The sequence below is a fragment of the Vibrio sp. OPT41 genome, from assembly GCF_015163595.1.
GTDB classification, from domain to species: domain Bacteria; phylum Pseudomonadota; class Gammaproteobacteria; order Enterobacterales; family Vibrionaceae; genus Vibrio; species Vibrio alginolyticus.
The window spans coordinates 355,365-376,101 of the sequence record NZ_JADDYH010000038.1 but is presented as its reverse complement, the minus strand read 5'-3'; the positions used below and the strand labels follow the sequence as shown (position 1 = coordinate 376,101).

The 20,737-nt window shown below is 43.5% G+C and carries 17 protein-coding genes; 9 read left to right on the top strand and 8 right to left on the bottom strand.

The genetic code is table 11. The features are described from left to right. Nucleotides 1–669: a hypothetical protein gene (locus tag IQP38_RS17750; protein WP_193837818.1), complete on the bottom strand. Its 669-nt coding sequence runs from the start codon at nt 667–669 to the stop codon at nt 1–3. A gap of 393 nt (nt 670–1,062) precedes the next feature. Between IQP38_RS17750 and rodA the strand changes: the two genes are divergently transcribed. Next, nucleotides 1,063–2,145 (top strand): rod shape-determining protein RodA, encoded by a 1,083-nt coding sequence (gene rodA, locus IQP38_RS17745; RefSeq protein ID WP_193837817.1) that lies wholly within the window; start codon nt 1,063–1,065, stop codon nt 2,143–2,145. 72 nt (nt 2,146–2,217) lie between these two features. Here the strand turns inward: rodA and IQP38_RS17740 are convergent, their stop codons facing one another. From IQP38_RS17740 to IQP38_RS17730, 3 genes are all read right to left on the bottom strand, one after another. Beyond that, nucleotides 2,218–2,934, bottom strand: coding sequence for a YebC/PmpR family DNA-binding transcriptional regulator (locus tag IQP38_RS17740; protein WP_005374482.1), 717 nt, complete (start codon nt 2,932–2,934; stop codon nt 2,218–2,220). Between the two features lie 135 nt (nt 2,935–3,069). Next, the gene (locus IQP38_RS17735) at nt 3,070–3,279 is read right to left on the bottom strand and encodes a DUF3283 family protein (RefSeq protein ID WP_005374484.1); all 210 of its coding nucleotides are present in this window, start codon (nt 3,277–3,279) and stop codon (nt 3,070–3,072) included. 100 nt (nt 3,280–3,379) lie between these two features. Continuing rightward, nucleotides 3,380–5,278 carry an ATP-binding protein gene (locus IQP38_RS17730; RefSeq protein ID WP_042522309.1) on the bottom strand — a complete coding sequence of 633 codons (1,899 nt, stop codon included), beginning with the start codon at nt 5,276–5,278 and terminating at the stop codon, nt 3,380–3,382. Between the two features lie 68 nt (nt 5,279–5,346). Between IQP38_RS17730 and IQP38_RS17725 the strand changes: the two genes are divergently transcribed. Then, nucleotides 5,347–6,102, top strand: a complete 756-nt coding sequence (locus tag IQP38_RS17725) for a substrate-binding periplasmic protein (protein WP_193837816.1) — start codon at nt 5,347–5,349, stop codon at nt 6,100–6,102. Between the two features lie 68 nt (nt 6,103–6,170). Here the strand turns inward: IQP38_RS17725 and ribA are convergent, their stop codons facing one another. Both ribA and IQP38_RS17715 read right to left on the bottom strand, forming a co-directional pair. Further along, nucleotides 6,171–7,232 (bottom strand): GTP cyclohydrolase II, encoded by a 1,062-nt coding sequence (gene ribA / locus IQP38_RS17720; RefSeq protein WP_017635221.1) that lies wholly within the window; start codon nt 7,230–7,232, stop codon nt 6,171–6,173. Nucleotides 7,233–7,470: 238 nt separating this feature from the next. Next, the gene (locus tag IQP38_RS17715; protein WP_005374493.1) at nt 7,471–7,668 is read right to left on the bottom strand and encodes a PA3496 family putative envelope integrity protein; all 198 of its coding nucleotides are present in this window, start codon (nt 7,666–7,668) and stop codon (nt 7,471–7,473) included. Between the two features lie 361 nt (nt 7,669–8,029). Between IQP38_RS17715 and IQP38_RS17710 the strand changes: the two genes are divergently transcribed. Genes IQP38_RS17710 through IQP38_RS17700 form a run of 3 tightly spaced genes read left to right on the top strand, consistent with a single transcriptional unit; the run spans nt 8,030 to nt 10,310 of the window. Then, on the top strand, nt 8,030–8,878 hold the full coding sequence (locus IQP38_RS17710; RefSeq protein ID WP_005374497.1) for an ABC transporter ATP-binding protein: 849 nt from the start codon (nt 8,030–8,032) through the stop codon (nt 8,876–8,878). Between the two features lie 2 nt (nt 8,879–8,880). Continuing rightward, nucleotides 8,881–9,813, top strand: coding sequence for an ATP-binding cassette domain-containing protein (locus tag IQP38_RS17705; RefSeq protein WP_017821873.1), 933 nt, complete (start codon nt 8,881–8,883; stop codon nt 9,811–9,813). Then, nucleotides 9,813–10,310, top strand: coding sequence for a transcriptional regulator (locus tag IQP38_RS17700; protein WP_193837815.1), 498 nt, complete (start codon nt 9,813–9,815; stop codon nt 10,308–10,310). Before IQP38_RS17705 ends, IQP38_RS17700 begins: the two co-directional genes overlap by 1 nt. A 227-nt stretch (nt 10,311–10,537) precedes the next feature. Here IQP38_RS17700 and IQP38_RS17695 read toward each other — a convergent pair whose 3' ends face one another. After that, entirely contained in the window at nt 10,538–12,508 is a 1,971-nt protein-coding gene (locus tag IQP38_RS17695) for a replication initiator protein RctB domain-containing protein (protein WP_017635223.1), read from the bottom strand. A gap of 1,238 nt (nt 12,509–13,746) precedes the next feature. On the opposite strand from IQP38_RS17695, the gene IQP38_RS17690 reads away from it, so the two are divergent. The 4 genes from IQP38_RS17690 to IQP38_RS17675 all read left to right on the top strand — a co-directional run bounded on the left by IQP38_RS17690 (nt 13,747) and on the right by IQP38_RS17675 (nt 20,010). Further along, nucleotides 13,747–14,964 carry an AAA family ATPase gene (locus tag IQP38_RS17690; RefSeq protein ID WP_005374503.1) on the top strand — a complete coding sequence of 406 codons (1,218 nt, stop codon included), beginning with the start codon at nt 13,747–13,749 and terminating at the stop codon, nt 14,962–14,964. A gap of 7 nt (nt 14,965–14,971) precedes the next feature. Next, complete coding sequence (locus IQP38_RS17685; protein ID WP_005374504.1) at nt 14,972–15,946, top strand: ParB/RepB/Spo0J family partition protein; 975 nt, start codon at nt 14,972–14,974, stop codon at nt 15,944–15,946. A 105-nt stretch (nt 15,947–16,051) separates the two neighbouring features. Continuing rightward, entirely contained in the window at nt 16,052–18,079 is a 2,028-nt protein-coding gene (locus IQP38_RS17680; protein ID WP_017821874.1) for a tRNA(Met) cytidine acetyltransferase TmcA, read from the top strand. Nucleotides 18,080–18,330: 251 nt separating this feature from the next. After that, a complete protein-coding gene (locus IQP38_RS17675) occupies nt 18,331–20,010 on the top strand; it encodes a DUF342 domain-containing protein (RefSeq protein WP_115386882.1) in 1,680 nt (559 codons plus the stop codon). 56 nt (nt 20,011–20,066) lie between these two features. On the opposite strand, the gene catC is transcribed toward IQP38_RS17675, so the two are convergent. Then, nucleotides 20,067–20,726, bottom strand: coding sequence for a type C chloramphenicol O-acetyltransferase (gene catC / locus IQP38_RS17670; protein ID WP_021821184.1), 660 nt, complete (start codon nt 20,724–20,726; stop codon nt 20,067–20,069). Between the last annotated feature and the right edge of the window lie 11 nt (nt 20,727–20,737).

The following is a 20,737-nucleotide window of genomic DNA, read 5'->3' as shown; positions in this document are numbered from 1 at the left end:
CTAATATTTCGCTAACAGCGCTTTCGCGGTTTGCGTTTCTAGATTGCTGTCACCCAATTGCTCCATTTGCGCTAACCATGTTTTGGCTTGTTGAACATCTTCAGCGCGCAATGCAGCTTCAATGGCGTAGCGATAAATCCACGAAGTAGCCGCGAAAGGTTGCTGGCTAAAACTCGGTTCATCGAGCAGAGAAAGGTACAGCTCGTAGCCACGCTCAAAGTGATTGAACATGTCAGGTAGAGAAGTAAAGGTGGTGGCTGCCATAGCGGTGGCTAGTTGATATTCCGGCAAACCTTGTAAGCGTTGTTGATCTTGCAGTGGTACTGGCTGATTCGCCATTAGATCCAAACCTTTTTGGATTGTGGCAAGACCGCGCTCGGTGAACTTCATCTTGTTCCAAGGCATAAACGCCTCACGACCTTGCAACGTTTCAGCACTACCTAAATACACCAAGGTCACCGGCGTTGCGCCCTGCTCTTCAAGTTGTTTGGATAATTCGCCGTAAACGGTATCAACTAAACCAGAGTCACCCTGCGCCGCTTGGTTGAATTGACTGAGTGTGCGCTCGCTTGGGTTAGCCAGAGCCAGATTGCTGCTGAGTGCAAATGCGGCGATAAACGTACTTGCCAGTTTAAGAGCTTTGATTGAGCGAGATTGAGAAACCATCATGTACTGTCCTTAGTTGAACGTGATTTGATGGTTTGAGATTAAGGGAGAAGATCGCACGCTGCTTTTGCATGCGACCAATGGCAATTATGCGGAGTGAATGGTATTGAGAGAGGATGAATGACATTCACTTAAACAGAAAATACAATTCCGTTCATTCGTAACGCTACATTTTTACGGCAGTAACAATAAAAACACTGGCTTAAAATCTGAGGCTAGTGTATTTATCCATCCCACAGCTACCCATAACAGACAGTGTCGCACTCTCCTTTCTTACACACCTTTGCATGGTGTCTGTTGTTTCCAAATCGAGATTCTTAGCATCGGAATAGTTTGAACTCTTCGAGTTTTAGTTGTTTTCGCACTCAAAATAGGTGCGTTATTAGGTCGTTGAAAATGAATAAGCGTTATTTCCCAAGAGTTGATTTGCCACTACTCATGGCGATCATTCCGATCATGCTGTTAAGTTCGCTCACTCTCTGGAGTGCCAGTAGCTTTAATGAGGCGATGCTCTTCAAACATTTGGCGCGCTGCGGACTGACATTAGTTTGTATCTTGGTCATGTCCTCGATTCCAGCGTCCAGCTATCAGCGCTCAGCTCCATATCTCTACATTATTGCGGTTGCGCTACTACTTGCTGTCGCTTTATTTGGTGATAGCACCAATGGCTCTCAACGTTGGCTCGATATCGGCTTCTTCCGCTTTCAACCGTCTGAGCTAATCAAACTTTCCATTCCAATCATGATCGCCTGGATGCTGCATATTGAAGGAGGTCGACCAGACAGTCGGAAAATTGCGCTTTGCTTACTTATTACAATGATTCCTGCCGGGTTAATCGCGCTACAACCGGATTTAGACGGTGCAGTTTTTACCGTCATTTATGCATTGTTCGTTTTGTTTTTGGCTGGCATGAGCTGGAAAATAATCTGCGGGTTTATTGCGAGCATTTTAACGTTAGCACCTATTTTATGGTTCTTCGTTATGGAAACCTATCAAAAGAGCCGTGTAACACAGTTCTTGCACCCTGAGTCCGATCCACTGGGTTCGGGTTACCAAATCATCCAATCTTTGATTGCGATTGGCTCAGGCGGTATGAAAGGCAAAGGTTGGATGAATGCTACGCAAGGAACACTTGGGTTTATTCCAGAAAGTCATACGGACTTTATTTTTTCGACCTATGCGGAAGAATGGGGCTTTGTTGGCAGTTTAGTCTTACTCGCATTGTACTTGTTTATTACTGCACGCGTTATGTTGCTTGCATGTCAGTCTGACCACTTTTTTAGTCGGCTGGTAAGTGGCGCATTAGCGATGAGCTTTTTTCTGTATGCTTTTATCAATACGGGCATGGTGAGTGGCTTGTTGCCAGTAATGGGTAGCCCACTTCCCTTCTTTAGCTATGGCGGCACGGCGATGCTAACTCAAGGTATCTGTTTTGGTGTAATCATGTCGCTGTGTTATTCCAAATATCGTAACGTATAGCTCTGCTTGAGAAAAAGCGATCAAAAAAGGCTTCCCTGAAGAAGCCTTTTTACAACGATATGAGCGAATTAATTACAGCTCTGCGTTGTGGTAAACCTGCTGAACATCATCACAGTCATCTAGAAGATCTAGGAATTTCTGGAACTTCTCAGCATCTTCACCCGATACAGGCGTATGAGTTTGCGGAACGAATGTGATTTCTTCAACATCGATCGTTAGATCTGGGAATGCACCGTTAAGCGCAGTTTTTGTTTTGAAGAATTCTGTGTGAGGTGCGAATACAGTGATAACACCGTCTTCCAGCTCAACGTCAGTAACGTCTACGTCTTCCATCATTAGCGTTTCTAGGATGATTTCATCATCGTCGCCTTTGAACTGGAATACCGCTTGGTGGTCGAACATGTGAGAAACCGAGCCCTCAACACCAATTTTCGCACCGACTTTCACAAAGCATTGGCGTACATCTTGGAAAGTACGGTTGCCGTTGTCTGTTAGACAGTCAACGATAACGCTAGTACCGCCAGGGCCGAAGCCTTCGTAACGTGCAGGAGTGTAGTCTTCACCACCGCCACCGTTCGCTTTGTCGATCGCTTTATCGATAACGTGCGCAGGAACTTGGTCTTTTTTCGCTTTTGCGATCAGGTGTTTCAAAGACAAGTTCATGTCTGGATCACCACCACCGTTTTTCGCGCACATGTAAATTTCTTTACCGTATTTGGAATAAACTTTAATTTTCGCGCCTGCAGTTTTCGCCATAGAGGCTTTGCGCACTTCAAAACTTCTTCCCATCGGGATGTCTCTCTAAATTCAAATTTAATGCGAAGGATTTTAGCAAAAAGCGAAACCTTTTCAATTTCGCTTAGCAAAGGAATAGGGAGGTTACCTCATTCGTCACATTGGATTGAACCATTGCCACGGTTCGCGTTAAGCGACACCCATTACTCGTTTGTACTTTTCGACCGATTGCTGGAAAAACGCCTTTTCATCAGCATCGTTAATCTTGGACAACTGTTCTTCTATTGCTTCAGGACCAGATTTGGCCTCTCTGAGCTTCCAAACCAAAAACGACGCCTGCTTATCCAGTTCGATTTTGTTTTTTTCGTCAGGCGGCAATAGGGATAGATTAAACGACATTCACAGCCTCAAGGTACTTTAAATACTAGCCGGGCACTATATCACACAGAGTTACAATTACAGAATAGAAACGCACTTAACTTGATCGATTTCAAGTTAACTATTTAGGCACAGCGCTGATTTTCAGTGCTTTTGGTAAATGCTGTTCGAATATTTGTTGTAATCGAGTCTTGGTAACGGGTTTAGCCACGAACTCGTTCATCCCGACATCGAAGCAATGTTGCTGATCCTCTTTAATGACATTGGCACTTAGCGCAATAATTGGAACGTGTTTCCCCCACTCTCCCATTTTTCGAATTCGCTCCGTAGCAATAAACCCATCCATCACAGGCATTTGGCAGTCCATAAAAATCAAATCGAAAGGCTGCTGATCACACAGCTGCAATGCTTCTTCGCCATGGTTGGCGACACTCACTCGCACACCCAGTTTTTCTAACATGATGCGAACTACCTTCTGATTGACGATGGTATCTTCAACAACCAATACCCAAGGTTTATCATTATCTTGAGGGCTGATTTCGTTGTCTTCCGCTTTCCGGAAATCTAATACATTAAGTTGGTCGGTATAGGTCGATTGCGCATTTATTACAGCAACAGGAATCGAAAATTCAAAACAGCTTCCCAGCCCAAGCTCACTTGTTAGTTGTATTTCCCCTCCCATCAAGTTAACCAACTGTGCAGCTATCGCCAAACCAAGCCCTGTCCCACCATACTTTCTGGTGGTACTACCATCAGCTTGTTGGAAGCGTTCGAAGATTGCTTGTTGGTGCTCTTTCGCAATACCAATACCAGAATCCACAACTCGAAACCGGATATGAGCGGTCTCTCCATCAAGTCGAGATAACGCTACAAGAAGCTTCACATGGCCGCGCTCGGTAAATTTAATCGCGTTGCTCAACAAATTGTTCAGAACTTGTTTCAATCGTGTGGCATCACCTTGCACTTCCGTTGGCAAGTGAGGATCAATATCGCTGAGCAGCTGTAAGTTTTTCTGCTTGGCTTTGACACTATGTAAACTGATGACATCGTCAAGTAGCTCGCGAAGATCATAGCTCGTGTATTCTAGCTCTACTTTGCCAGCTTCAACTTTAGAGAAGTCCAAAATGTCGTCGATGATCGTCATTAGTGAGTGAGAAGAACTGTCAATGATCTCTACAAACTCTTTTTGTTGGGGATCGAGGTCGGTGTCATTGAGCAACGACGACACACCAATAATGCCATTCATCGGTGTGCGGATCTCATGACTCATAGTGGCAAGAAACTCACTTTTCTTACGATTAGCGACTTCTGCCCTATCGCGTTCAGCCTCTAACTCAGTCTGGTGCTCTTTCACTTTCTCAACACTTCGGTTGTATTTCTCTGCCAAAACACTCACTTCATCAAAGCACCATCGTTTAGGGAGAGTCACTTTACTCGGCACTGTACCGCCACGAAAATCGCTCACCGCACCAGACAGCAATTGTAACGGATTGACCAACAAGCGAAACGCCACCCAAAGAACACCAATGATGAGGACAAGAATTTTGATCGCTTCTGTCGTAAGTAGAAAAAAGAACTGCTGCCAAAGATCTTCATATATCGCGCTAAGATCCGATTGAACCGTTAATATCGCGAGATCATACGTTTTATCGCCGACCCGATACTGCATCGGCCAGCTTCTCTCGACAACATCCTCAGAAAGCGCCGAACCTAATTCAATGATAACTTCGTCTTCACTAGCAATACGTAAGTAGTCCACCGAGGGCATACGCATTGCACCTTGAGCTTGTGTCAGCAACAGCTCCCTATCCTCTACCCACAAACTCGCAGAAAAGCTCGATAAATAGCTAGACTCAACCTGCTTTAATTCAACATCTAAATGGGCTAAATCTTCGTGAAAAACTCGATATAAGCTCACTGTAGAAATGATGACCGTAAAGATTAAACTCAACGTTAATACCGCCAACATAAGTTGGTTGCCGATACTAAAACGACGTTGAGATCGCTCTTTTTCATCCATATGAAACCGCTCCGATAAACTTGCGCTACTCTAAATATAGCTACGCACAAATAATAATCGAGGATACGATGAAAAGACTTCTACTTAGATTGGCTTTTAGCTTAATTGTTGTAAGTTCTCATGTGACCGCAAGTCAAGTGAACTATTACGTCATTGCTGAACAAGCTCGACCATTTCAAATTGAACAACAGGGACAAATGCACTCCGGAATTGTGACCGATATCGTCAGCGCTATCTTCGCGGAGTCGGATTACCAAGTGAATTATCATACTTATCCATTTAAACGTATGATTTCCATATTGGAAGAAGGCGCTGAGCCAAACTGGTTAACTTATGGCAGCCCGAACTGGGGCAAGGTGCAATCGGAAAATTTATCTGAGGAGCCCATTTACACTGTAAAACATGTACTGGTGTCTAGTAGCGAGAAGCCTTTAGAATTCAAAAATATGGATACGATGCATGGTCGTTCTATTGTATTACTGCTGGGGTTTGATTATCCAAATTTAACACCGTTCTTTGAAAATGGCAGTGTCAATGAAATGCGTGTGAAAGACTACAGCGCCGCATACCGAGTGATAAGCCGAACCCCTGGAGATACAGCTTTTGTCGAGATGGAATCCCGAGTCCTTTACAACTTAAAGCGACTCAATTTGCCGTTAGAGAATTTTCAGATACAGCCTTTCAGCTCGGTTATTCCTGACTACTCAATCTACCTAGCTTTTTCACCTCAAATGCAACCAGAAACTCAAAATTACATTAATACACGACTCGTTGAATTAAAAACCTCAGGGGAAATTGATGAAATCATTCAAAAGTATCAATGAATCAAATCATTAACAAAAACGCCAACGATGATACGTTGGCGTTTTTGTTTCTGTAAAATCTGTAGCACTTACTTAGTGTGGTTAACAAACTTAGGATCAAACATGTGCCCCAATTTACTCGCCTTGGTTTGCAGGTAATGTTGATTACTTGGGTTATTCCCTTCTTGTAATGGCACTCGTTCAATGACGTTAATATCAACCGCTTTTAAGGCGGCGAGCTTGCGTGGGTTATTCGTCATTAGACGCACAGCGTCAATCCCCAAATGCTCTAGCATTCCTTTACAGAACGCGTAATCACGCATATCAGCGGCAAAACCTAAACGCTCATTTGCTTCCACGGTATCTGCGCCATCATCTTGTAAGTGATAGGCACGAATTTTATTAATCAAGCCGATTCCACGCCCTTCTTGACGTAAATAAAGCAGCACGCCACATCCCTCTTTGACGATGTTTTGTAGCGCTCTATTAAGCTGAAAACCACAGTCACAACGCGTGCTAAATAGAGCATCTCCGGTAAGACACTCCGAATGCAACCGAATAAGTGGTGCTGCACTTTTTGTTGGCTCGCCATAGACCAGAGCAAGATGCTCTTTATTTGTCGCGGCTTCAATAAAGCCGTACATCATAAATGTGCCCCACTGGGTGGGCAATTTGGCTTTATCGATAAACTTCACGAGATTGTAAGGCTCAACATGTCTCAGCTCTGCTCGAACATTCATCAGAATCTCTCCTAGATGATTTTCTCCTTTACCATCTCCCCCGTCTCCCCAAAAGGCATCTTTATGAGAATGCTCTGTTAGGCAAGCGTTACCCGTTCTCATTAATTGCTGCGCTAATGGTGGATTTTGTAGAAACTTTTCCCTAACGATGAAAGCCATAACAGCCAACTTTATATCGTCCCAATCGCTTCTGACAAAGTGTTCGTATTTACGGCTTAAAGCAAACGCTTCATCAGGGGTGCTTGCGTGCTGAATTTTACTTTGCAACTGAGCATCGAGAAACTTTTGGGCTTGGTAATAATGTTCGCTGGTGGGCCAAGTTTGGGAGGAGATATTGACTGGGGCATGGCAAAAATTTGAGAGAAAACCGTGGGGCTCATCGGGCTCATAAAAAAGGATTTGATCAACCATACTTGCGCTCCTTGCTTTGTGGTTGCGATAATCAACAAAAAGCATATCGCTACTGATATATCTAGTAACACAAGGTCAGATTGTCAAACTTCTTCGGGACGGGACGTGAGTGTGAAACTCGTGCTTTTGAGGCGCAAGACAGATAAATGGAGGTTTTGAATAAGAGAGTAATAGAGTGAAAAAATAAAAAGGGCAGTCCGTCGACTACCCTATGGGTTGCTAAACCAACCTGAGGCGATCAGTGTATCAAGCCAAGCTCCCTTGCTTCTTCAATGGTCAACCCACTTTCACGGATCTCACGTAACGCTTCAATGCGTCTTCTGGCTTCTGCTGATTTCACTGTTTTCTCTGGCTTCACAACGGTTTCCTCATCAGGTAATTCCCATTTGTGAGCGATGTTGGTCATCTCGTCATGGTCGATAGAATTAATGGACATATTTCCTCCGAACACACCATGTTTTCGATGCGTAATCTATAGCAAAACCGGAACAAGGTGGTAAGAAAAACTGTAGGGAAATGTGACCCCTCCCGCCCTTTCGTTAACTCCTTAATAGATTCATCATTTAAGTTTTGCCAAGGGACAAATTTACGATTAAATTTGAGTAATTCCCCCTACGAAAAGTGTGCTGATCTAGCTCTCAATTCTGCTCTTCTTTAGTTTTATCAACGACGCATTACACCACTTCCTGTTTCACCTAACTTTCGAGTCACTTCACTGATTCATGGTTTGATACTTTCTAAAAACCGCCACACCTGATAATGATAATAATTATCTTTTAGATTGGTTAGGTGTTTATATGGATGGTATTAACTTAAGTCATGCATACCACAATGACCCGGTCATCCAGATCCGAGATTTGTGCGTCGATTACATCACTGATAATGGTGATTTTAATGCGGTAAAGTCCGTCAGCTTTGATATCGGCAAAGGCGAAGTATTTGGTCTTGCCGGTGAATCTGGATGTGGTAAAAGCACAATTGCATTCTCAATAAATCGTCTTCATAAGCCGCCAGCGTTCATTTCTGGCGGTAAAATATGGTTTGATGGCAAAGATATCCTTAGTATCTCAGACTCTGAACTGACCGCTCTAAGGTGGAGTGAAATCGCCATGGTGTTCCAGAGCGCGATGAACTCACTCAACCCTGTCTTAACGATACAAGAGCAATTTGCAGATGTGTTACGACATCATCAAGGCCTCACTAACGCTCAAGCAAAAGATAGAGCAGAAAAGTTGTTGGACTTGGTCAATATTCCTCGAGAACGCTTAGCAGAATATCCTCATCAATTTTCAGGAGGAATGCGTCAGCGGTTGGTGATAGCCATTGCTTTGTCTCTAAATCCAAAACTGATCATTATGGATGAGCCCACAACAGCATTAGATGTAGTGGTACAGCGAGAAATTTTACAGCAAATTTATCAGCTTAGAGATGAGTTCGGTTTTTCAGTCCTCTTTATCACTCATGACCTGGCACTCATGAGCCAACTATGTGATCGAATTGCAATCATGCGTCACGGAGAAATCGTCGAAGTCAATCGAGCATACGATATACGCAATCATCCTCAACACCCTTACACGCAAAAGCTATGGGCTTCTTTCCCAAACATCCATGACGTCCACAAACAACCAGAGTTACAAGGAGCGTAACCATGAGCCAACCTATCATCCAAATGAAAAATGTGATTAAAGAATTCAAAGTGGGCGGTGGTTTAGCGAAAGAGGAAACCTTTCGTGCGCTTCAAGGAGTGACTTTTGATCTGTACGCAGGAAAAACCTTGGCTTTGGTTGGAGAATCAGGCTGCGGTAAGAGTACTTGCGCTCGCTTAATAACCAAAGTCTATCCTGCAACGGAAGGCGAGATCCTTTTCAATGGCACTGACATAAATGAGATCACGTCACGATCGGCTCTACAAGAATATCGCAGTAAAGTACAAATGGTGTTTCAAGATCCGTTTGGCTCTCTCAATCCAACTCATACCATTCGCCATCACCTAACACGTCCTTTAAAAATTCATAAACAAGTCAAAAACGAGCGCGACATCCCAGCCCGCTTGGAAGAGCTTCTAAAGCTGGTGGAACTACCTGAAGAGACATTGAATAAGTTCCCTCACGAACTCAGTGGTGGGCAACGTCAGCGAGTAAACTTAGCAAGGGCTTTAGCGGTAGGTTCGCAAATCATTCTTGCGGATGAGCCTACGTCTATGCTGGATGTTTCTATTCGCTTGGGAGTGTTGAATTTAATGCAACGAATGAAGCAAGAACTGGGAATTGGTTTTTTATACATCACTCATGATCTGGCGACTGCGCACTACATCGCGGAAGAAACCGCAGTAATGTACAAAGGGCAAATCGTTGAATGGGGCGACACTCATTCAATACTTAAGAATCCGCAGCATCCTTATACTAAGCTGTTGATTTCTGCCGTTCCTGATCCTGACTTACCTTTTGGTAACTTAGTGAAAAATGAACCAAACTATTCGATAGATGCCGATGAAATTCGTCAACGTAGCAGCATAATTGTCGACGAATTTGATCAAATAGGGCCAAATCACTATGTAAAACAATGGACCGAGGCAGCGTAATGGACTTGAGTACTTGGCAAGATCAAATCGCAACGTGGTACGAACAGCGGAAACATGATCAAGTAGAAAAATTGGAAACGATCTTATATCAGGTGCCTGATGACGTGTTTGGACCCGAATTGAGTGCTCTTCAAAGTAAAGCGATTGCTTGCTGGTTGGATGGATGTTTACGCGTGTTTCAACATGCAAGCTACCAAGACCCTCAGAAAGCATATCAAACCTTGCTTTATACGAGTGCAAAGCTTGAACAAGCAGCATGCCAAGTCTCGACTGATATTCTGATCAAAGATTGGTGTTTGAGACGACTTCAGCATCTCACCGTTGTGGCGTTAGAGTTTTGTAATCAGCAGTGTGATCAAAACAAGTGGCAGGAACAAGCCCATAGCTTAATCGAATCACATGTTGCGTTGATGCGTTCATTACATTGGAATGAACTCAAGAAGCATGATCAAGGTTTAATTAGCGGAATTTTAGGCAAAAAAAAGCGAGTTTCCTGAGGAGAAACTCGCGAAGTCTATTCAGAATGAATGTAACAATATGAGCCAATCTATTAATCATCAGAAAGGACAAAAGGTTGTCTATTCGGGATAAATAGTAGTATTAGGCTTGGCTTCTAATGTCAGTGGTTTGTAAGAGTTAAGTCTGTTTTTTATCATCGAAAGACATTGTTACATTTCAAACCGATACATCACACCTATAGCTTGATACACATCAAGCGACACTTTTAAATCGCCATTTCATCCAAGGCACGAAATACCATTTCATCCATGTGACCATCGAAGATTTGACGACAAACTTTCCGACGCACCGCTAACCCCGCAATCAAGCGCTCGATGGTAAGATGCTTAACATCGTTCTGGGTGTTAAACAGCTCGACGGTTTTACTTAATGTCTCATAAGGAATCGGCTCATCCCCTACCCTTAGCCAATCGAGCTTCTCTATGTAATCTGAGCACTCTTCTTTGATTGAGGCATACGAGTGCCCTGTCATCGCAGACAAAGCCGTTATACTGCGTTCTAGAGCCTCTGGTGAGGTATATTTAGATAGAGTAATGGTGATCTCATCAGCATTGATCTCTACCAAATGTTTTCTTTGCTTCACGCGTCGCCCTAAATTTCCTCTTGGAGACGGTGCTTTGCGTTGAATGGGCTCAAATTCGCCGTCTATGATGCCTGAGAGCTCCTCAAGCTGTTGTCGGGTTACCATCTCATTACGAAGTGGGTTTGGCAGCGTAGGCGCCATGTTACGCTTTCCTGCGTTGGTCGTTCGCGCTCGTGAATAACGTAAGACCTCTTCGACATCACATTTGATGTCGATCTGGTAGTCCATCACTTTGTCATTTTCGATCATGGTTTCGATCGTCAGGTGATAACCCCACAAATTAACGACGAATAGATCATCATTCCCTTTTCCATCAGACAAACGCTTTAGTTCTCGGATCAGATCCATGGAGAAACGTCGCCATTCAATGTTACGTGCAAGTTTCTGGTTTAACTCACTCAGTAGCATGCAATCCGTGTGACGACGAACCATGCGACTACGGAAGAAAGAGTAAAGTTGAAACACTAAAGTATGTTGTTTCAAGATCTCTGGCGGAAACAAGAAGAAATAATCGCGCGTTAACAGCTCTTCATAAAACGAAGGTTCCCAAACTAAAATATATAAGTTTGGCTTGATACGAATTTCACCATCGCTTCCCTCCACAGGTGCCTCTTCAGAGGCCGTGATGGTTCGAGCAAGAAAACGAAAACGATCACTTTTGAAGCCCTCTGGCATGTTTTCACTTAGCCAACGTCCAGTAAGTTCATGGAGCTGAAAATCAGTGAATTCAATGCGATCAATGCTATCGCGAATGGAATCACGAGCTGGGCCACTGTCTTTTTTGCCTCTGAGCGACAAAATATCAGTGATGTATAGCGGCGTTTTGTTTGGTACGTGAGCCGCATCAAGCTGATACTGATCTTTGTGATGATCATGGTACTGAACTGTTAACGTGAAGAGAGCGAACAGGGTCATGAGATCATCCACAGTCATGATATTTTTGGATGATCGCGTCTCAATAACGGCTTTTGTGCCAGAGATCGACACCATGGATTTCTGATAACTTTTTCGGGTTCTTGGTGGCGCAAGTGCTTGATCAATGATCCCAGCCCAATTTGTTGGAGATACAACAAATTGATCGGCTTCATCTTTCATCGTGGGAGGTGTGTTTAACCCGTGCTCATTCAACAAACGTTTGTTTACTTGAGTCTGAGCCAATGCTTTCGAACGTTTTTGTTTCTCGTTCTGGCGAACTTTGTCTGTAACAAGACTTGTTGCTCCCAACACAGATATAAGCTGATTGGGATTCACAAATTTATGTAGCATCGTTTTACCAGCAAGTCCCTCTTCAAAACGCACTGGAGTTTGAGTAAATAAACCAATATTTACTGCCGCGCGCAAACGTTGTTGCAGAGCTGCACGTGTGAGTTGCCCATCTGTTGCTTCCACAATCTCTGTGGTTGAAACCAAACCATCCTTGCTGCTGAAGCCTCGTAATGAGATCAGATTAAGCAACTCTAAGATGCTTTTGGTCACCCCTTTGAAATGTTGGTACTGCTCTACCCAATCCGCAGAGGATTCATGTACCTCAAAAAGATGGCCATCTTTGTGGCTTCTCGGTGCTTTAATCAGAATTTTTTCATCAGCCGTCATTTTAGATCCAGATCACACTAGCCGTAGTTGTGCTATGGTTCCGAAGAATAAAGAAAAACAGATCATAAATAAAGAAAAAAGATTGTTTTTTAAATAACTGATCTTTTTGATTAATCTGATCTTAATTGATTATATGATCTAATGATCTGGCTTGAAATTTCTCGCTAAGCTTTTGTTCTATAAGACTATTATTTCCATGTGTTTCGGAACTATGATCATAAGAAGTCTGAAAGTATGATCAACAATAACCTGAAAGCATGATCATATTTATTCGTAAGCATGATCATTAAGGTTATGAAAAGATGATCAAAAGAGTCTTGAAACGATGATCATGATGTTTTTACAGGTTATCCACAGATGCAGTATTTAATAATGATCTTCACGATGATTATATTGTGCATTGGTGATGTTATTTATACTCGGATCGATGATCAAGAGCCAATATATCTATCGTTCTGGCGTCCATATTGATGAGATATCACTCATCTGATTAAAATACATTCAAGTCGCTCATATTTAGAAGTAAATCCTAGTCTCTGCTTATTTACAGGAAGCATGATCATGAGAGCGTGATTTATCATAGCAACTTGAGCAAGTTCATTGTTCCGGCTTCTATAACGTCAATTTCTGCTCAATCCCCCATTCTGTCTGCACTCAACCGTAAATCAGAGAAGAAAACTCATGCTTCCGAGAGATTCTAAGGCTTGATCATATTTCCGATTAATGGATCTTATTTTATTTGCGTGTTTACACCGTACTCTGCTCTATTTTTCCATGATCATGCTTTCGGATTTGCTTATTAACACGGAAGCATGATCATAAGCATACCTTGATCATACTTCCATAGATGTTTCGCTGGAACTGCCCTATTTTGCTCGGAGACATGATCAAGGTGTTCAGGTCTTTATTGTTCCGATATTACTTACTATTTATCGTTTAAATTAGGTTGGTTTAACATAACCCGTAATTTAGCTTAAGATTATAATCGTTCCGGTAGAAAATTGATTTACATTGTAAATGAGTGACGCTGTAACACTTTTTATTTTTAAGTTTAGGTGTCCACTTATGAGAAGATTATTTGATTAAAAATAGTTATCTTTTTGACCATAAATCATAAAAGCGTCGATTTGGGTGTTTTTTTATGTGATGGTAATTCAAAATGTTCGTGCACCTTTTTGTTGTTTTTGGTCTTTACTGCTGTACAATTGCAATTATAAATCCTTCCAACGGAATTTGGCATGAAAAGAGAAAAAACGATTGAAAACCTTCTTGAGTTAGCGGAGCTGACTCAGCAGGTTCAAGCTGACCGTATTGAAATTGTTTTAGAAGAGCGAAGCGATAACTACTTCCCACCAATGTCGAAAGCGATGATGGAAACCCGTTCTGGTCTAACTCGCCGTAAGCTCGACGACGCGATTGGTAAAATGGAAGCCGCTGGGCATCAATTTACTAAAAACAACGCGAATCATTATTCAATTACGTTAGAAGAAGCACACATGCTCATGGATGCGGCTGAAGTGCCTAAATTTCATGAGCGTAAAAAGAATTCAGGTAACAAACCTTGGATTATTAATGTGCAGAACCAAAAGGGCGGTACAGGTAAATCAATGACCGCGGTTCATTTAGCGGCATGTTTAGCGCTAAATTTGGATAAACGATACCGTATTTGTTTAATCGACTTAGACCCACAAGGCTCGCTACGTTTATTCCTTAACCCGCAAATCAGCATGGCAGAGCATGATAATATCTATTCTGCGGTAGACATTATGTTGGGTAACGTGCCTGATGGTGTGGAAATTGACAGTGAATTTTTACGTAAAAACGTATTGCTGCCAACGCAATATCCGAACTTAAAGTCGATTTCAGCGTTTCCAGAAGACGCGATGTTTAATGCGGAAGCATGGCAAACGCTATCTGAAGACCCATCACTCGATATCGTCCGTCTGCTGAAAGAGCAACTGATTGATAAAATTGCTGATGACTTCGATATCATTATGATTGATACCGGTCCACACGTTGACCCATTAGTATGGAATGCGATGTATGCATCAAATGCCTTGCTCATTCCTTGTGCGGCTAAGCGTCTGGACTGGGCTTCAACAGTAAACTTCTTCCAGCATTTGCCTACGGTATATGAAATGTTCCCGGAGGACTGGAATGGTCTTGAGTTTGTTCGCTTGATGCCAACCATGTTTGAGGACGACAATAAGAAGCAAGTTTCTGTTTTAACTGAAATGAACTATCTTCTAGGTGACCAAGTTATGATGGCTACTATTCCTCGTAGCCGTGCGTTTGAAACCTGTGCCGATACCTACAGCACAGTATTTGATCTGACAGTAAGCGATTTTGAAGGCGGTAAGAAGACACTAGCTACCGCGCAAGACGCTGTTCATAAAAGCGCACTGGAATTAGAGCGTGTGCTGCACTCTAATTGGCCGTCATTGAATCAGGGGTAATAAGTAAATGGCTTTGAAAACGTCTGAATTAAACGCGAAATTATTTGGCAAAACGAATAAGCGTCGTGTTGTGACTCCGCAAGAGGCGCAAACTGCGGCAAAAGAGAAAGCTCAAACGATTGAACTAGCAGTTGCAGGTGAAAATATTGTTCAGTTTGAACTTGTGCGTATTCCTGCAAATAAAGTTGCGACAGAAACAACAGTATTTGTTGATAACGCTCGTGAGCAATCGTTCTTAAACGAACATGCTTTATCTGATGTTTTAGTCACACTCAAAGAGCGTGGCCAACAATATCCAGCGGTGGGTCGTAGAACTGAAGATGGCAAGATTGAAGTTTTAGATGGTAGCCGTCGTCGCATGTCTTGTATCCTCGCTGAACAAGATTTTTTGGTTTATGTTGCTGACAACATCAATACTGACCATGCTAAGTTTTTGTCTGATGTGGCAAATGCTCACAAACCGCTCTCTTTATACGAAAAAGGTAAAGAGATGCAGGCTAAGCTTGATAGTGGTGAAGCTGAGGATCAGAAAGCATTGGCAAAAATGTTCCAGTGCAGTGAAGCGTTGGTAAGTGGCGCTTTAAAAGCCGCAGCATTACCGTTAGAACTGCTTCAAGCGTATCCGAATGTTGGCGATCTCGGTCGCCCAACAATCGTGAAACTGCACAAACAGTTTTCAACGCTAACGCCAGAGCAGCAGCAAGAGCTGTTAGATAAATGTCGCTCTAGCGAAGGGTTTTTATGGCAGCGAAGCACAGCTCAAGGCGTTGCTCGTCTGACAAAAGAAGTCACGGAAAGCATCGAAAATTGGATTACTGAACTTGCACCAGCAAAACCTGGTAAGAAGACGGAAAAAGTCGACTTAGTTAAAGGTCGAGCAAGCTATAGCCGAAAAGGTAGCAGCCTGGCGTTGAACTTGAAGAAAGTTGACGACAGCTTAATGGAAGAGATTCTTGCGTTTGTACAAACCAAACTGCAATAACAAATGATGATTGAATCAACCGCCTCCGGGCGGTTTTTTTATATCTGAGAAGCGTCAAATTAAAGATGTGATACCATTACGTCAGTTCAACGTTGGATAGACAAAATGCAGACACAATCTGATTTCCTTTCATCACTTCAACATCAAGCTCACCAATCTTTCCAAAGGATTGGTGTTGTCATTCAAGGCGAGGCTTCTTGGCAAAATGCGTTGATGTCAGAGTTCCATAAAACGCAGCGCCATCAACGTTGGTTTTCTGTTGGTGATTTTGGTTTGAAAAACGTATCCAGTGTTTCGTCTAAACAAGGACACATGTTGCTAGGCAGAGAGTGTGACGTTCTATTGTTTGATGCTCGAAATGGCTTTGACGCCAATAGTTTTACCGCCGCGCTTGGCTCATTGGTTGGCGGCGGTTTTCTTATTGTCATTACTGAGCTGCGACAAAATGCGAATTTTGCTCAGCAATGGATGCACAAACAGTGGGAGAAGCTCGTTGTTATTGAGCAAGACAAACCATTGCCAACGGCTCCAGACATCAAGCAAGCAGAAAAAGAAAGCCACTACACGGAACAAGAACATGCCATTTCTCTAATTGAAAAGGTGGTGACAGGACATCGAAAGCGACCGTTAATTTTGACCGCTGATCGTGGGCGCGGAAAAACAAGTGCCCTCGGCATTGCGTGTGCGAACTTATTACAGCAGAAGCCACTTAGAATCTTAATTACGGCACCATCTATAAAAGCCGTTGAGCCTGTTTACCAACATGCTTTACGTTTACTCCCTAACGCACAGCGCATTAAGAAGGACAGATTAGAATCAGGGCAGGGAGCCATTCAATTCATTGCTCCTGACGAACTTCTATCGAGCAGACCTGAATGTGATTTGTTACTTGTCGATGAAGCGGCTGCAATTCCAGTTCCTATGCTCAAAAGCATTACCGAACATTATCATCGACTCGTTTTTTCTACGACTGTTCATGGTTATGAAGGTTGTGGCCGGGGCTTTACGATTAAATTTGTTGATTGGCTTCAGAAACAGCGTTCGGGAATGAAAACATGGCACATGACACAGCCCATCCGCTGGAGCATGAATGATGCGCTTGAATCATGGCTCTATGACGCGTTTTTGTTGGATGCGGAGTTAACGCACCATCAACTTAAACAGGTCGACTCAATTTCCCTTTCTAAAGCCGATAAGAACAATTTGATATCGCAGCCTAGTTTGCTGCGTGAGTGCTTCGCTCTTTTGGTGAATGCTCATTATCAGACCTCGCCGAATGATTTGATTCACCTTTTGCAAGACGACAACAGTCAGCTCTATTTTGCTAAGCAAGATAATGCGGTTGTGGGGGTGATATTAGCGGTCGAAGAGGGGGGCCTTGACGATGAATTGATTGAAGAAATCCAGCTTGGTAAGCGTCGTCCTAAAGGACACTTAGCCCCAATTACGATTGCAAACCACCTAGGATTCCCGAATGTCGCGAATCTATCGACGCTGCGAGTCATGAGAATTGCGGTTCATCCAGCATTGCAAGGCAAAGGCATTGGTCAAAAAATTCTGCAGCAACTTGAGCAAATGGCTGCTAAACACATTGCCTACTTATCCACGAGTTTTGGTGCGACGGAAGAGTTGCTCTATTTCTGGCGACAATCGAACTTCCGTACAATTCGCTTAGGGTCAATGCGCGATGCTGCTAGCGGTTGTTATTCAGTCTTGATGGTCAAACCTTGTGATTCCCAACAGACGGCTTGGGTCGACCAATCTCAGGCGCTATTTGAAGAAATGTTGTCTAACAATGTGGCTGACGTCTATCCAAAATTAGAAGCCCCTATTTTTCGAGCTCTATTGCCGCAACCTTTGGGAATGAGTCCACTTCATCCCGCTAAGTTATTACTAATTGAATGTTATGCTGATGGTGGTAACAGTTATGAGTCTGTGTCTGTGTGGCTTCAACAGTGGTTACTTAATTTAGGTTTGAACTCTGTTTCCGACTTGATGATTAGTAAGCTTTTTCTTAACCGTAGTTGGACTGAATGTGCTCAGCAATTTGGTTTACCTGGAAGAAGGCAAGTTGAGCAGCAGTTAAGGGACGAAGTAAGACACATTTGGAGCGATTTACACTGTAAACAATAAAGGGAAATTTACACTGTAAATGAAATTATTGGGAGCTGATTTTACACTGTAAATCCAGCTCCTTTTTGTTTCAGCGTGTATTTTGATTGAGCTTTAGGTTAAATCGAGTTTTCTCTTAATATCCTGTTTAACCGTTATTGATGGATTACTTTCTTTAGTGACGTGAGCCCTATAATAAGAAATGCGAGGTTTGTTCAGAAAACGGATTTGGTTAGACTGAAAGTGTTGATGGGAAGCAAAGTGGTAAGGGTATGTGGAAGCTGTGTCTTGAGTTATCTGAAGATAAGACCAAGGTGATAGCCCGTCTTCCGGGAGAAGTGGACCTCGGTGGTGAGCTAAATCAAAATGAATTAAACGAGCAGCTCGTCGCAATGAACGCTGAAAGGATGTTTGTTGTTGAGGGGGAAGTCGTTAGGTTCATTAACTGCGCCAAAGAACGTAAAGCCGAAGCTTACGAAGGCATCGTCATTGCGGAAAAACGCAACGCGCAAGTTGAGGTCGAATTATCGAATAATGACATGCTCGCCAGTATGAACGTTGTCGGTGCGTACGGAGGCCGAGGTTTACGTGGCCCCGAGATTGTTCAAGCCCTTGCTCAAGCGCGAGTTTCGAAAGGCATCAACAAACTGGCTTTGAAGAAAGTGTTGGTTGTCAGCACTCAGCTCAAACCCGGCGAAACTTTTTCTCAACCTGTAGCGGTTGGTAAGCAACCTATCAAAGGCAAAGACGCACTTTTTACTCCTCTCGTTAAAGACATCACCAAACGCATCCTCAAACCCAAAGACGGCCAATCTGCTAGCGACAAAATTGATTTACGTAACCTCGGTGAAACTATCGCGGTTGACGTAGGCGATGAGGTGATGCGCCGCACGCCTGCGACCAAAGGTACGCCAGGTTTTACTGTTCAAGGGCGAGTGATTCCTCCACAAGCTGGAAAAGACAGCCCAATGAAGCCAGGCAAGGGCACCGAGATAAGCAAGCACGACCCAAACCTATTGATTGCATCGGTATCCGGTACGCCTCTAATTAAAGACAAAACCATTGAAGTTGATAACGCACTCTGTCTCAATAGCGTTGGCGTGAATACAGGTCACGTGAAATTCAAAGGGAATGTGATTATCGGTGGCAACATCGAATCCGGAATGATTGTTAAAGCGACGGGCTCTATTACTGTAGGCGGCTTCATTGAATCGGCTGAAGTACAAGCGCAAGACGACATTCAAGTTGGTAAAGGGATCATTGGCCACACCGTGAGTGATGGCCAGCCAAAGAGTTGTCACGTCAAAGCCAAAGGTTCGATTCGTGCCAGCTACGCCCAATATTGTGATTTGCAAGCCGGCGAAGATATTGAGTTGGCGGTGCACAGTATGAATAACGATATTGTTTGTCGGCGCAATCTGACGGTGCTGGATGCGAACGGTAGGAACGGTACGCTCAGCGGCGGAGATGCAAAAGTCGGTGGCAAAGTGGTGTGCTTACAATTGGGCGTAGAAGGCGACACCGCCACAAAGGTAGAAGCGTTTGCGCGCTATTCTGCATTTAAGGAGCGATTAGCAGAGCTCAAAGATCAATACAAACGCGCTCAAGAAGGAACGATGGATGTGATTCGTAAAGAGCTCGAATTTAAGAAACGTCCTAAAGCCGAACGTACCGACGAAGAACAAGCTCAGATTGACGTGATGAAAACACAAAACAACGAGCAGCTTGAAGCGATAAAGCAAAAGCTAGAACAAACGGAACATGACTTTGAAGTCGCGTTAGAAGAAAATATTGTCGAAGCCAAAGAGCGTGTCTTCACACGCGTGACGGTGCAGTTTGGCGACGAACAAGTAACGACAAAGCGCACTCATGGCGGTTGTTCGTTCCGTTTCAATCAATACGAAATTAAAGTCTCGGCGAACTTGGAAGAAGAGGACGTCGCTGCGGTTTAAGCTTTCTTACTCATTGAGCCCACACGTCGCAACAAGATGTGTGGGCTTTTGTTTATCTACAAATCGACAATGTGCTCTTGATAGTAGTCCGCAAGCGCACCGACTTGGCTGCTACACATTACTTTCATTGCTTGTTTAATGTGTTCTATTGGCCAGTTCCACCATTGGATATTGAGTAGAGTCTCAATCTCTTTATCGCTAAATCGTTGACGTACGACTTGGTTGTTTCCAACCACCACCGAATAAGGTTGCACGTCTTTCGTCACTACGGCGCGTGCTCCGATGACGGCTCCATCGCCGATGTTTACTCCGGGCATGATCATCGCCTCACTGCCAATCCAAACATCGTTCCCCACCACTGTATCTCCGGCACGCTCGAAACCGTCTTGTACGCCTTCTCCAAATTCTTCAGGAGAGAAGGGGAAGGTCGAAATCCAGTCAATGCGATGACCTTGGTTTCCTGCCATCATGAAGGTGGCTCCAGAAGCGATGGAACAAAACTTGCCAATGATTAATTTGTCGATGCTATCGGGTTCTCTACTTTGCCATTCTTGAAGTGTGACGGGGTCACCCAACAAGTAGCGTACCGCTTGCTCTTCGAAGCTTTTTTGATGATAGAAGCCCGAGTAATAGCTGTAATCGCCAACGATGATATTGGGATTAGTGATGTGATCTTTAATGACTTGACCTTTTAACCACGTGTCGAAAACACTCATAACTCATCCTT

Coding starts and splice junctions, on each gene's coding strand:
- IQP38_RS17750 (WP_193837818.1), bottom strand. CDS start 669: ATGATGGTTTCTCAATCTCGCTCAATCAAAGCTCTTAAACTGGCAAGT.
- rodA (WP_193837817.1), top strand. CDS start 1,063: ATGAATAAGCGTTATTTCCCAAGAGTTGATTTGCCACTACTCATGGCG.
- IQP38_RS17740 (WP_005374482.1), bottom strand. CDS start 2,934: ATGGGAAGAAGTTTTGAAGTGCGCAAAGCCTCTATGGCGAAAACTGCA.
- IQP38_RS17735 (WP_005374484.1), bottom strand. CDS start 3,279: ATGTCGTTTAATCTATCCCTATTGCCGCCTGACGAAAAAAACAAAATC.
- IQP38_RS17730 (WP_042522309.1), bottom strand. CDS start 5,278: ATGGATGAAAAAGAGCGATCTCAACGTCGTTTTAGTATCGGCAACCAA.
- IQP38_RS17725 (WP_193837816.1), top strand. CDS start 5,347: ATGAAAAGACTTCTACTTAGATTGGCTTTTAGCTTAATTGTTGTAAGT.
- ribA (WP_017635221.1), bottom strand. CDS start 7,232: ATGGTTGATCAAATCCTTTTTTATGAGCCCGATGAGCCCCACGGTTTT.
- IQP38_RS17715 (WP_005374493.1), bottom strand. CDS start 7,668: ATGTCCATTAATTCTATCGACCATGACGAGATGACCAACATCGCTCAC.
- IQP38_RS17710 (WP_005374497.1), top strand. CDS start 8,030: ATGGATGGTATTAACTTAAGTCATGCATACCACAATGACCCGGTCATC.
- IQP38_RS17705 (WP_017821873.1), top strand. CDS start 8,881: ATGAGCCAACCTATCATCCAAATGAAAAATGTGATTAAAGAATTCAAA.
- IQP38_RS17700 (WP_193837815.1), top strand. CDS start 9,813: ATGGACTTGAGTACTTGGCAAGATCAAATCGCAACGTGGTACGAACAG.
- IQP38_RS17695 (WP_017635223.1), bottom strand. CDS start 12,508: ATGACGGCTGATGAAAAAATTCTGATTAAAGCACCGAGAAGCCACAAA.
- IQP38_RS17690 (WP_005374503.1), top strand. CDS start 13,747: ATGAAAAGAGAAAAAACGATTGAAAACCTTCTTGAGTTAGCGGAGCTG.
- IQP38_RS17685 (WP_005374504.1), top strand. CDS start 14,972: ATGGCTTTGAAAACGTCTGAATTAAACGCGAAATTATTTGGCAAAACG.
- IQP38_RS17680 (WP_017821874.1), top strand. CDS start 16,052: ATGCAGACACAATCTGATTTCCTTTCATCACTTCAACATCAAGCTCAC.
- IQP38_RS17675 (WP_115386882.1), top strand. CDS start 18,331: ATGTGGAAGCTGTGTCTTGAGTTATCTGAAGATAAGACCAAGGTGATA.
- catC (WP_021821184.1), bottom strand. CDS start 20,726: ATGAGTGTTTTCGACACGTGGTTAAAAGGTCAAGTCATTAAAGATCAC.